The sequence below is a fragment of the Polynucleobacter meluiroseus genome (assembly GCF_900205755.1).
Taxonomy (GTDB): domain Bacteria; phylum Pseudomonadota; class Gammaproteobacteria; order Burkholderiales; family Burkholderiaceae; genus Polynucleobacter; species Polynucleobacter meluiroseus.
In genome coordinates, this window is record NZ_OANS01000002.1 from 276,421 (window position 1) to 288,470 (window position 12,050).

The following is a 12,050-nucleotide window of genomic DNA, read 5'->3' on the forward strand; positions in this document are numbered from 1 at the left end:
TCACACCAATCGCCCGCCTTGAATATGTAACTGGCGTTCACACCGTGCCGCCAGGGCGGAGTCATGCGTGACTAGAACGAGTGTTGAGGCATTTACTTGATTTAATTCGAAAAGAAGATCAATGATGCGGCTGCCGCTAGCTTCATCCAAGCTGCCCGTGGGTTCATCGGCAAATAGGATTGCCGGCTTATTAATAAAGGCGCGGGCTAAGGCAACCCTTTGCTGCTCGCCACCAGAGAGTGTTTTTGGAAAATGCCCCATACGTGACTCAAGCCCTACTTTTATGAGCCAATGTTCAGCCTCTTGCCTGGCTATATTTTCGCCTATGCCATTGATCTCCAAGGGGAGCATGACATTTTCTAGGGCATTTAGGTGGGGCAATAGTTGAAAGGCTTGAAACACAAACCCAATATGCTCACCACGTAAGCGGGCTCGACCATCTTCATCCAATTCAGTGAGGTTTTTGCCCAACAACATGATCTGTCCACTGCTAGGTATATCCAAACCCGCCAATAGGCTAAGTAAAGTACTTTTACCGGATCCGGAGCTACCCACGATAGCAACGCTCTCTCCCCTAGCAATCTGAAAGCTGATGTCATGCAAAATGGTGAGGTTGCCATCATTAATTTGGGCAGTTTTGCCTAGATGGCTCGCATCAATAGCTGGAGATAGACTCATGTGGAATTTAGACTTTGTATTTTCAGGGGCGCCACTCAACAAGCTGTGGTTTTCAAAAAGACTGCTGATCAGTACATTTTGCCTGTTTATTAGCATTCCATCCTTCGCCCAAACAAATCCAGTGATTTTGGTCTTTGGGGATAGCCTTTCGGCAGAGTATGGTCTTGAGCGTAATTCAGGGTGGGTAAATCTCCTGCAAGGAAAGCTTCAAAAGGAGAAAAGCGTTTGGCAGGTATTTAACGCTAGCATTAGTGGCGAGACCAGCGCCGGTGGCCTGACGCGCCTCCCACAAATTTTGTCCCAGAAAAAACCGGGAATTGTGCTGTTAGAGCTCGGTGCAAATGATGCCCTTAGAGGTTTATCACTAACAGAGACTAAAAATAACTTACGCAAGATGATTGCGCTCAGTAAAAAAAGTGGTGCCCAGGTACTGTTATTTGGCATGAGAATTCCACCAAATTACGGCCAGCAATATACCGAAGCATTTTTTCGACTTTATCCAACACTTGCTAGAGAAGAAAAAATTGCACTCCTACCCTTTTTTCTTGACGGTGTTGCAAGCAAACCAGAGCTCTTTCAGGCGGATCGCCTTCATCCCAATGAGAAAGCGCAAAACCAGCTCTTTCAAAATGTTTGGGCGGCAATGAAGCCATACTATCCCCTCCTTACAGAAAAGCAAAAGTAAGTAGGATTAAAAAGGAGCGTAGATTTAACTGCCTGAAGATCCTGAGTTAATCGGTTTTAGCGGATTAATGACCTTTACGTTAGCTTCATTACGCCAATACCCCATAAAGCCAGCAAATTCTGCTTGAGCAGCAAGGGACTGCAGTTGCTGAGCTTGAGCTTGACGTACCTTTGTATCACTGGTCTCTGGTTGGCGAACTTGGTCTATACGGTAAATGGTAACCCCCACCCCTGGATTGGTAACTGAAACAAAAGCGGGCAAGGAATCGGTCTTGGCAGTCATCACATCCGCAAAGGAAGGTCCAATCAAATTACCTGGTTTATTGCGAGAGATCCAAGTTGGGCCAGTAAATCCCGTCACGTTTTTGGGGTCCTTTTCTAGCTCGGAATATTTATTCGCTGCAGCTGCAATGGCTAATTTTTCAGCATCTTTCAAGCTCACTTGCCGCAAAATTTCAGCGGAAACTGTTTTGAACGGCAGTGCTTGGGCAGGATGGAAATCAATCACACGGGCTGATACAAAGACACCTGGGGAAATCTGAATCGCCTCTATATTGCGCTTGTTTTTCAACGACTCTTCACCGAATAATGCCTGCACTACTTTTGGATTAGCTAATGGATGATCTTTAGAGAGATTGGAGGCGCCTGCGCGCGTGACATTTTTTTGGGACTGAATACTCAACTTCAATTTGTCTGCAGCAGGTTTCAAGCTGTCCGCTTGATCGTAAGTGGTATTGGCAAACTGATCCGCTTTCTCGCTAAATACCTTGGCGTCCTCTTTAGGATCGGCCTTCAGGATAAGATATTCAACATCGATATATTCTGGGCTTTCAAAGAGCTTGGTATTGGCTGTATAAAAAGCCTGCAAGTCCTCTTGGCTTGGTTTAACTTTGGAGAGATAGTCCCTTGCGTTAATTTGTAAAGCCTGAACTTGACGCTCAGTCTCATAGAGAGCAGAAATCGTATCTGCTAATTTAGGTGTAGCGAGACCAGTTCTAGCCACCGAATTAACCAGCTGTTGAATCTTCAGATCGAAAGCTTGACCTGCGTAAAACTGCTCCTCATTCATGCCGTTGCTAGCAAGCAGTTGCTTAAAGCCGGCATCGTCAAAACTTCCATCGGCACGATATAAGGCCCGAATCTGAGGAATTCTTTGCAGGCTGCTAATTAATTCTTGTTTACCCACTTGCAGTCTTAAATCAGTTACTGCAAAACCCAGGATTCGCTGCTGCAAGAGCTCATTCAAAATTGCTTGACGAAACGGCACGCTCAGAGCGATTTGCAGATTGCCGCCAACACGGGCTGCCTGACGCTTAGCACCAGCATCTACCTCTTGCGCAGTGATGGGCTTGCCGTTTACTTTGACTAGGTCGGTTTCTTGATCAAAAAAGCCGGAATAACTTGAAATCCCAAACAGCACAAAAGAAGGAACAATAAATAGCAGAAGAACAATTTGCAGTATCTTTTGATGCTTACGAACGGTATCAAACATGTGTTAATCGCCACTAAATGAAGTTAATACCAGTAGTGTACTAGCCAATCCCTGCCAATAAGCCAAAAAGCACCAGCTCAAAAAATAACCTGCCGAAGCAGGTTATCTAAGACAACTTAATCTAAGTAGAAATTAATTAATCTGAATATAGGTCTGTGGCCGATCCAAATCATAGACCTTAATCTCTTTGGCATTCACATCAACTTTTTTGAAGTCAAATGCCTGAACGTTGGTATTGGCAAACATTTTGACGTAGTACATCATATTTTTATTATCGGCAACAATGCTCCATTCGGTAATTTCAACGCCCCCTGCACCACCACCATAAGCATTGGTTGCTGGCAAAGAGATTGCACCTGGTGGAATATCAAAGCTTCCCAAAATGTGCCATGCAGTATTAGTTTGCTGGTCTGAGCTTAAATTGGTTGGCGCAGACTTGGAAAGGAATAAGGCACGTATGAAACGACTAGGGCTCAAATAATCACCAGGCAGGCCGTGCAAACCGCTGCCAGAACTTGGAGGAACATAAGAAACGCCATTGATCACTAGAGCAGGTTTCTCAACAGGGCTTAGATTGGCATAGTTGCCGATATTATTGAGTTGATTGGAAAAAGCGGGGTCATTAGTCTCAACGGTGGTTGGATTATCAGTCGCCACTAGCTCCCCATTCAAGTACTCGATCACTAGGCTCTTACCTTTTGCATCATGAAGAGTCATCCGCACGGGGGCAGACTGATTGTGATATGCGGGAATAATCGAGCGATTCACTTTAATCTTTTGAAAGCCCGCCTTAACTTCCTCAATCGTCGCGAAGTTAGTTAATGCATAAGTCAACATTTGTACTGAGGCAATGCTATTTGAGGAGTCTGCAGGGGCCACTTTCTGGTAGTCAGCCGTATTTGGGGCATTAAGCAATCCGCCGACTAAGCCCTTTTCATTCATTCCATCAACAAATACTGGCAAACCAAGCGCATTCATACCGACAACAGCGTATTTTGTTGTCCAGTTCAAGCCACTTCCTGGCTTGCTATCGGTACCGATCCCTAGAGCTTGGTAGTTGCGGGGAATCACCGCCAATTTTGAATTGAGCGGTAAACCGAATTCCATCGTACGGCCGTAAACAAAACCACCATCATTGCCTTTCAATAAAAAACTGGTGCAAGCTTGGCTGGCAACAGGAGCCGTCAAGAAGGCGAAAGAGAGGGATGCGGCGAGTACTTTTTTAATCATTTTTTGTTTCAATTTTTTCTCCAATTAATAGACTGATGACTATCCAACTTCATTAAATAAGCCATTTCAATGTAGATTAAATTTATGACAACTAGAAGGTATTAATCCGCACTGCAACTTAAAAAGATCCTACCACTTAGCTGATTAGAAGCCTAATTGCACAAGAAAAAACCACCCGTGGGTGGTTTCTTGATTTCAATGCAAAGCTTAGAGCCAAACAATGAAGAGTATTGGGGTGGTGGGCGCTGACGGGATCGAACCGCCGACATTCTGCGTGTAAGGCAGACGCTCTACCATCTGAGCTAAGCGCCCCAATTTAATGCAGACGCTATTGTATCCTAGACTGCAGGCTTGTGAAAGATTCTTCGTCAAATGTGCCTTTTTGAGAAAGGCGCATTCGACTTGGAACCATTCAATCCTTAATGCTTAAGCACTTCTCCAGTAGCAGCATTTTCACCAACCTTACTCGCCTCAGCAGCTTTTTTTGCCAATTCCTCAGGAGTGGGGTCGGCTAAGGCGACTGGTTTATGCTCCAGAGCCAGCTCAAGCACATTGTCTATCCAGCGAACCGGAACGATCTCAATAGCATTCTTAACATTGTCAGGAATATCAATTAAGTCTTTGACGTTCTCTTCCGGTATTAAGGCTAATTTAATGCCACCCCGATGTGCAGCCAAAAGCTTTTCTTTCAAACCACCGATTGGCAGAACCTCTCCCCGCAAGGTAATCTCGCCTGTCATGGCAACGTCCGAGCGTATCGGGATACCGCTCAGAACGGAGACTAACGCAGTGGTAATGGCAATACCAGCCGATGGGCCGTCTTTTGGAGTGGCGCCATCAGGGAAGTGAATATGAATATCCTTCTTCTCGAACGCTTCATCCGAAATCCCCAAACGCCTAGCGCGGGACCGCACTACTGTTCGCGCTGCTTCAACAGATTCTTTCATGACATCACCGATAGAGCCAGTGCGGGTGATTAAACCTTTGCCTGGCATTACTGCTGCTTCGATGGTCAATAAGTCTCCACCAACCTCAGTCCAAGCAAGTCCGGTCACCTGACCAACTTGATTCTCTTTTGCCGCTAAACCAAAGTCATACATCTTCACTGATAAGAATTTCTCAAGATTATCCGCATTGACGATAATTGGCGCGGCTTCTTTCTTGAGCAAGAGCAGCTTCACAATCTTGCGGCAAATTTTGCTGATCTCACGCTCTAGGGAGCGTACTCCAGCTTCGCGGGTGTAATAACGGATCATGCTGTGCACTGCTGATTCTTCAATCTTCAATTCATCTTTTTTCAGACCATTATTTTTGATCTGTTTAGGAATCAAATAGTTCATGGCAATACTGGTCTTCTCATCTTCCGTATATCCCGCCAAACGAATAATCTCGAGGCGATCCAATAAGGGACCAGGAATGTTCAAAGAATTTGCTGTAGCAACAAACATGACGTCAGACAGATCAAAGTCGACTTCAACATAGTGATCTTGGAAAGTGTGGTTTTGCTCTGGATCCAAAACCTCCAATAAAGCACTAGCTGGATCACCACGGAAATCCATGCCCATCTTGTCCACCTCATCCAATAGGAATAAAGGGTTGCGGACTCCAACTTTAGTTAAGCTCGTCAGAATTTTACCGGGCATAGAACCAATATAAGTACGGCGGTGACCTCTAATCTCAGACTCATCGCGCACACCACCCAAAGCCATACGCACAAACTTTCTATTGGTGGCCCTAGCGATAGACTGCCCAAGGGAAGTCTTACCTACTCCAGGAGGGCCTACTAAACACAAGATTGGTGCCTTGACTTGATCCACGCGCTGCTGCACCGCGAGGTATTCCAAGATGCGTTCTTTAACCTTATCAAGACCGTAATGATCTTCATCCAGTACCTTTTCAGCATTGGAGAGATCGTTGTTAATCTTGCTTTTTTTCTTCCAAGGAAGATTTACTAAGGTGTCAATAAAGTTGCGAATCACCGTAGCCTCAGCGGACATAGGCGACATCAGCTTGAGCTTTTTCAGTTCTGACTCTGCTTTTTTCAAAGCCTCTTTTGGCATCCGGGCAGCTTTAATGCGTTTCTCGAGCTCCTCAAGATCTGCGCCCTCTTCGCCTTCACCTAATTCTTTTTGAATTGCTTTTACTTGTTCGTTTAAATAGTATTCGCGCTGACTCTTTTCCATTTGGCGTTTCACGCGTCCACGAATCCGCTTCTCGACCTGCAAAATATCAATCTCGCTCTCAAGGTCAGCTAAAAGACTTTCAAGACGCTGCACAACATCAGTCATTTCTAACAGTCGCTGTTTTTGCTCTAATTTGACGGGTAAATGCGCGCAGATCGTATCAGCTAAACGACTAGGATCGTCAATACCTCCTAAAGAGGAAAGAATCTCTTGAGGCACCTTCTTGTTGAGTTTTACGTACTGATCAAATTGCGCCATGATCGCACGGCGTAAGGCCTCGGTTTCATGTGCATCTAGCGCAGACATCGCAGTTGGTGTAGCGTCACAACTGAAGTAACCCAGGCTATCTTCAATTTGACTTACTTCTGCACGCTGCACGCCTTCAACTAAAACCTTGACGGTGCCATCAGGCAACTTCAACATTTGCAGAATATTGGCAATACAACCCACTTCGTAGAGATCCTCTACTGACGGCTCATCCTTGGCGGCTGTTTTTTGGGCTACGAGCAAGACATTTTTGCCAGTCTCCATCGCAGCTTCGAGCGCTTTGATGGATTTTGGGCGTCCCACAAACAAAGGGATCACCATATGGGGGAACACCACAACGTCGCGTAGCGGCAGCAAAGGCAACTGAATTGGCTCAGAGGGTAATAATAAGTGGCCAGGCATAAAGCAATTCCTCCAAAGTAGTCAATCCTTCATAAACTCTTAAAACGTCCTAAATACTATATACGGACATTATTTAAGAATAGGATACTACCTATATGGGTATCGGACTGTTAAAAACAAGAGTGAAAATGGGTAAAAACGCTTAAAAATGACTTAAATAAGGGCAAAAACCTTAAAAATTACGCCTTTTTTGTCTTTTCTTTTACTTTTTCATCCTGCTTGTAGACCAAAATTGGTTTACCGCCCACTTGGATGGTGTTTTCATCAATAACTACTTTTTGCACGTTCTGCAAGGAAGGCAGGTCGTACATGATATCCATCAAGGAGCCTTCAAGAATTGAACGCAAGCCTCGTGCCCCTGTCTTACGAGCAATCGCTTTCTTGGCAATAGCAGATAAAGCAGCTTGGCGAACTTCTAATTCAGCGCCTTCCATGGTTAAAAGTGCCTGATATTGCTTAACTAAGGCATTTTTTGGCTCAGTCAAAATCTGAATTAAGGCAGTTTCGTCTAGCTGAAGCAAGGTAGCTACAACTGGGAGACGCCCAATCAATTCTGGAATTAAGCCAAACTTGATTAAATCTTCTGGCTCAACTTCGACTAACAGATCGCTTACTCCACGATCATCCTTGCCAGGTACGGTCGCATTGAAGCCAATACCGGTTTTGGCCGTACGTTGCTGAATCACCTTCTCGAGGCCATCAAACGCGCCTCCGCAGATAAATAGAATGTTGGTGGTATCAACCTGCAAGAAATCTTGATTTGGGTGCTTACGCCCCCCTTGCGGTGGAACTGAGGCCATCGTGCCCTCGACCAATTTGAGGAGGGCTTGCTGTACGCCTTCACCAGAGACGTCGCGCGTAATGGAGGGGTTGTCCGACTTGCGAGAAATTTTATCGATCTCATCGATATAAACAATGCCACGTTGGGCTTTTTCTACGTTGTAATCACAAGCTTGTAACAATTTTTGAATGATATTTTCAACGTCTTCACCGACATAACCAGCTTCGGTTAAGGTCGTGGCATCAGCCATCACAAACGGCACCTCAAGCATGCGGGCCAAAGTTTGAGCAAGCAAGGTTTTGCCGGAGCCTGTAGGACCAATCAATAAAATATTGCTCTTAGCTAACTCAACCCCGTCAACCATGGCCTTAGCTGGTACTTTAGATTTGGACTTATCTGCGTTTTTATCAGCAGCCTCAAGAGGCTTACCATCCTTATCAAGCTTCTCTTTTTTTGCTTTAGGCAAATACTGCAAGCGCTTGTAATGGTTATAAACCGCTACTGCCAAAGTTTTCTTAGCTTGCTCTTGACCGATGACGTACTGATCCAGATTCTCACGAATTTCATGCGGCGTTGGCAGGGAATGATCACCCTCTTCCTTAGGAAGTTTGGCAACCTCTTCCTCAATGATGTCGGTGCAAAGATCAATACACTCATCACAAATGAAAACGGAGGGACCAGCAATCAGTTTTTTAACTTCATGCTGACTTTTGCCGCAAAAGGAGCAGTACAGAACTTTATCCGAACTATTGCTTGTAGAGATATCGCTCAAAATGGTGACCTAAAAAAAAGAATGAAAACTAAAGAGCTTAAAGAACTAAGAACTAAGCGCTAACAATCAAGGACGCTTATCAATCACTTTATCGATCAAGCCATATTCCTGCGCTTGTTCAGCGGACATGAAATTGTCGCGATCGGTATCTTTGGCGATGGTTTCGATGGTTTGACCAGTGCGATCTGCCAAGATTTTATTTAGACGCTCACGTAGATAGAGAATTTCACGTGCCTGAATCTCAATGTCAGAAGCTTGGCCACGAGCGCCACCCAATGGCTGGTGAATCATCACGCGGGAGTTTGGCAGCGCATAGCGCTTACCCTTCTCGCCAGCGCATAAAAGGAAGGCACCCATGCTCGCTGCCATACCCATGCACAACGTGCTGACGTGTGGCTTGATAAATTGCATCGTGTCGTAAATCGCCAAACCAGCAGATACCGAACCGCCAGGTGAGTTGATATAGAGTGAAATCTCTTTGTCAGGATTTTCGCTTTCCAGAAAAAGAAGTTGAGCAATCACAAGGTTGGCAGTTTGGTCATTCACTTCGCCGACCAAAAATACCACGCGCTCTCTTAATAAACGGGAGTAAATATCATAGGCGCGCTCACCTCGACCAGAAGTTTCAATCACCATGGGTACCAAACCTAAACCCTTAGGCTCTAGATTTTCATACTGGCTGTGATTCTGATTCATCTGGTCGGACCTTTATTTAATTGCTACTAAACAATAATTAATTAAGTTTGCTGAGCTCTTCAAAACTAACCGCTTTATCGACTACTTTGGCCAAGGACATAAAGTGTTTAATCACGTTATCTTCCAAAACCACATTCTCGATATCTTTTAAGCGGCTTGGATTGCTGTAGAACCAGCGTACCACTTCTTTTGGATCTTCGTATGTAGCTGCTTGCTCATCGATTTCCGCTTTGATTTGATCTGCGGTAGCGGATAAATTCTGCAGCTTTACCAAATCACTCAAAATGAGACCCAAGCGAACGCGCTTTAACGCTTGTTCAGCAAACATTTCAGCAGGAATGGGAGCGTCTTTTGCGTTTGGAATACCGCGTTGCATTAAGTCGTTACGTGCTGACTCAACCAAGCGCTCTTGCTCTGAAGCCACTAAAGATTTTGGAGTATCGAGCTCACACAAGGTATTGAGCTTTTCCATTACCTGAGCTTTTACTAGGGATGTTGTCCGTCGTTTTGTTTCGCGCTCAAGATTTTCTTTTACTTCCTCGCGCATCTTAGCAATGCCGCCTTCGGTAACACCTAGGGACAATGCAAATGCGTCATCAATGGCAGGTAAGTGAGCCCAGTTTACGGATTTAACCGTAATGGTGAAGTCGGCAGTTTTGCCAGCAACTTCTTTACCGTTATAGTCCGCTGGAAATGTCAACGGAAATGTCTTGCTCTCACCAGCTTTTAGGCCCAAGGCAGCCGCTTCAAATTCTGGAAGCATGCGTCCTTCGCCAAGAATATATTCAAAGTTTTCTGCTTTGCCGCCTGCAAACTCCACACCATCAATTTTGCCAACAAAGTCAATAATGACTTGGTCGCCAGTTTGCGCTGCAAGGCTTGAGCCGCCGTCGCCATGAGCTCCGTCTTCACCGCGCGGGTGATAGTGAACTTGCTGCTTGCGCAGCACGTCTATGGCGCGATCGATTTCTGCATCAGAGATTGCCGTCGTATATTGCGTAATCTCAGCTTGACTAAAGTCACCTATTTTGACTTCAGGCAAGACTTCAAAGAATGCATCAAAGATAATTTTTTCAGCATCTAGCTCACTCTTAGGATCTAAACGTGGTTGCCCAGCAAGCTTGATAGATTCTTTTTGTGCGATGTCATAGAACAACTCAGAAGCTTTATCGAACTGCAATTCAAAATCCACTTGCATGCCGTACTGCTTTTCAATCATGTTCTTAGGCACTTTGCCTGGACGAAAGCCAGCAACTTTCATGGTCTTACCTAGTTTTGCTAGGCGCTCATCCCTAGCTATAGCTAAATCAGCACGAGCGAACTCTAAAGTTACTTTGCGGTCTAACTGACCTAAATTTTCTATCTGCACAGCCATCGTCATCTCTTTTATGAAAAACAGGGATATGTGAAGTCCAAGCCAAGGAGTAACCTTGTGGTGCGAGGAGGGGGACTCGAACCCCCACACCATTTCTGGCGTCAGGACCTAAACCTGGTGCGTCTACCAATTTCGCCATCCTCGCGATTTCCGCAAACACTACTAAGCTTAAACTTCACTCTAAAGACCAACATTCTACAATGCTTGGCGCTTATGTCAGATATTTAGACCCTGTAGAGCAAAGCTACCGCATGGACAGCGATGCCCTCACCCCTGCCTAAATGCCCAAGAGATTCATTGGTTTTGGCTTTTAGGTTAACTTGACTGGCATCGATGACCAAATCTGCAGAAATATTTTTAATCATCTCAGGTAAGAAGGACGCAAGTTTTGGGCTTTGGCAAATAATGGTGGCATCTATATTGCCTATCTGGAAACCGGCTGCCTGCACCTTCTCTAGGGCAGCTTTCAGCAAGATGCGACTGTCCATATCCTTAAATTGAGGGTCTGTATCGGGAAATAACTGACCAATATCATTAAGCCCAGCAGCGCCCAAGAGTGAGTCGGTTAATGCATGGAGCAACGCATCTGCATCAGAATGCCCCAACAGTCCCTTTGCGTAAGGAATATGAACGCCTCCCAAAATGAGTTTGCGATCGGCCACCAAAGCATGTACATCATAGCCTTGGCCGATGCGGATCGATGGAAAAGTCAAATTTGTACTCATGAGCTGCCGTCTGATTTGTACTGAGAAAGTAAAAGTGATTGCATTAAATCCCAATCGGCGGGATGCGTTACCTTCAAGTTTTGGATTGCACCCTCTATTAATAGTGGCTTGTAACCCTGAAGTTCCATGGCACTAGCCTCGTCCGTAATATCAGCTCCAGCAAGAATACCCTGCTCCAAAGCCTCGTACAGTACCTTGAGCCCAAACATTTGAGGGGTTTGGGCTTGCCAAAGTTGGGCACGAGAGACTGTTGTTTCTACTCGCACCAAATTACCAGCAACTGCAGAATTTGGCGAAGTGCGTTTTAAGGTATCGGCTACGGGTATGGCAAGTAAGCCTCCCTCACTAGCCGCCTTTACTGCCGCGACCAACTTTTCAATAAGTCTTGGAGTGATTCCCGGGCGCGCTGCATCATGCACTAGCACCCAATCCGTTTCCGGAATGCCTGATTCAAGCATCAAGCGCAAAGTATTGCAAACCGTTTCCTGCCTTGTAGGTCCGCCGCTGGCCTGAAACTGCACACCCAAATACTGAGCGCTGAGCTCAGCCAGTAAAGGGCTGTCCATGAGTGATGGGCTAACTCCAACCCAAGTTGTGCAAATTTCAGGGGTTTGATTAAAAGCCTCTAATGAATAAGCCAACATAGGCTTGCCGCCTAGCAATTGAAATTGCTTGGGAATGCTCCCACCAAAGCGCGATCCAGAACCTGCGGTCGGTAACAGTGCGTGACATTGGGGTTCATGGAACGGTGACTTGGACATACCT

10 protein-coding genes and 2 tRNA genes are annotated in these 12,050 nt (G+C 45.5%); 1 reads left to right on the forward strand and 11 read right to left on the reverse strand.

Going from position 1 to position 12,050, the window contains the following annotated elements; genetic code table 11:
• The gene (locus CP950_RS04580) at positions 1-678 is read right to left on the reverse strand and encodes an ABC transporter ATP-binding protein (protein ID WP_096672800.1); all 678 of its coding nucleotides are present in this window, start codon (positions 676-678) and stop codon (positions 1-3) included.
• Here CP950_RS04580 and CP950_RS04585 point away from each other — a divergent pair.
• Positions 677-1,363, forward strand: coding sequence for an arylesterase (locus CP950_RS04585; RefSeq protein ID WP_096672802.1), 687 nt, complete (start codon positions 677-679; stop codon positions 1,361-1,363). The genes CP950_RS04580 and CP950_RS04585 overlap by 2 nt on opposite strands.
• A 24-nt stretch (positions 1,364-1,387) precedes the next feature.
• Here CP950_RS04585 and CP950_RS04590 read toward each other — a convergent pair whose 3' ends face one another.
• From CP950_RS04590 to ispD, 10 genes are all read right to left on the reverse strand, one after another.
• Complete coding sequence (locus CP950_RS04590; protein ID WP_096672804.1) at positions 1,388-2,854, reverse strand: peptidylprolyl isomerase; 1,467 nt, start codon at positions 2,852-2,854, stop codon at positions 1,388-1,390.
• Between the two features lie 132 nt (positions 2,855-2,986).
• Positions 2,987-4,084, reverse strand: a complete 1,098-nt coding sequence (locus tag CP950_RS04595; protein WP_165766408.1) for a linear amide C-N hydrolase — start codon at positions 4,082-4,084, stop codon at positions 2,987-2,989.
• Between the two features lie 236 nt (positions 4,085-4,320).
• Positions 4,321-4,396 (reverse strand) — tRNA-Val (locus tag CP950_RS04600).
• A 107-nt stretch (positions 4,397-4,503) separates the two neighbouring features.
• A complete protein-coding gene (lon, locus tag CP950_RS04605) occupies positions 4,504-6,936 on the reverse strand; it encodes an endopeptidase La (RefSeq protein WP_096672808.1) in 2,433 nt (810 codons plus the stop codon).
• 179 nt (positions 6,937-7,115) lie between these two features.
• On the reverse strand, positions 7,116-8,489 hold the full coding sequence (gene clpX, locus CP950_RS04610) for an ATP-dependent Clp protease ATP-binding subunit ClpX (protein WP_096672811.1): 1,374 nt from the start codon (positions 8,487-8,489) through the stop codon (positions 7,116-7,118).
• A 66-nt stretch (positions 8,490-8,555) separates the two neighbouring features.
• Positions 8,556-9,185, reverse strand: a complete 630-nt coding sequence (gene clpP / locus CP950_RS04615) for an ATP-dependent Clp endopeptidase proteolytic subunit ClpP (protein ID WP_096672813.1) — start codon at positions 9,183-9,185, stop codon at positions 8,556-8,558.
• Positions 9,186-9,222: 37 nt separating this feature from the next.
• The gene (gene tig, locus CP950_RS04620) at positions 9,223-10,560 is read right to left on the reverse strand and encodes a trigger factor (protein WP_096672815.1); all 1,338 of its coding nucleotides are present in this window, start codon (positions 10,558-10,560) and stop codon (positions 9,223-9,225) included.
• 58 nt (positions 10,561-10,618) lie between these two features.
• Positions 10,619-10,705: transfer RNA gene (locus tag CP950_RS04625), tRNA-Leu, on the reverse strand.
• A 79-nt stretch (positions 10,706-10,784) separates the two neighbouring features.
• Complete coding sequence (ispF, locus tag CP950_RS04630) at positions 10,785-11,285, reverse strand: 2-C-methyl-D-erythritol 2,4-cyclodiphosphate synthase (RefSeq protein WP_096672817.1); 501 nt, start codon at positions 11,283-11,285, stop codon at positions 10,785-10,787.
• The gene (gene ispD, locus CP950_RS04635; protein ID WP_096672819.1) at positions 11,282-12,046 is read right to left on the reverse strand and encodes a 2-C-methyl-D-erythritol 4-phosphate cytidylyltransferase; all 765 of its coding nucleotides are present in this window, start codon (positions 12,044-12,046) and stop codon (positions 11,282-11,284) included. The genes ispF and ispD overlap by 4 nt, the downstream gene beginning before the upstream one ends.
• Positions 12,047-12,050 lie beyond the last annotated feature (4 nt).

Bases quoted from the DNA above. Each gene is read 5' to 3' on its own strand.
- clpP (WP_096672813.1), bottom strand. From the start codon at position 9,185: ATGAATCAGAATCACAGCCAGTATGAAAATCTAGAGCCTAAGGGTTTA.
- CP950_RS04585 (WP_096672802.1), top strand. From the start codon at position 677: ATGTGGAATTTAGACTTTGTATTTTCAGGGGCGCCACTCAACAAGCTG.
- CP950_RS04580 (WP_096672800.1), bottom strand. From the start codon at position 678: ATGAGTCTATCTCCAGCTATTGATGCGAGCCATCTAGGCAAAACTGCC.
- tig (WP_096672815.1), bottom strand. From the start codon at position 10,560: ATGGCTGTGCAGATAGAAAATTTAGGTCAGTTAGACCGCAAAGTAACT.
- ispF (WP_096672817.1), bottom strand. From the start codon at position 11,285: ATGAGTACAAATTTGACTTTTCCATCGATCCGCATCGGCCAAGGCTAT.
- ispD (WP_096672819.1), bottom strand. From the start codon at position 12,046: ATGTCCAAGTCACCGTTCCATGAACCCCAATGTCACGCACTGTTACCG.
- CP950_RS04595 (WP_165766408.1), bottom strand. From the start codon at position 4,084: ATGATTAAAAAAGTACTCGCCGCATCCCTCTCTTTCGCCTTCTTGACG.
- lon (WP_096672808.1), bottom strand. From the start codon at position 6,936: ATGCCTGGCCACTTATTATTACCCTCTGAGCCAATTCAGTTGCCTTTG.
- CP950_RS04590 (WP_096672804.1), bottom strand. From the start codon at position 2,854: ATGTTTGATACCGTTCGTAAGCATCAAAAGATACTGCAAATTGTTCTT.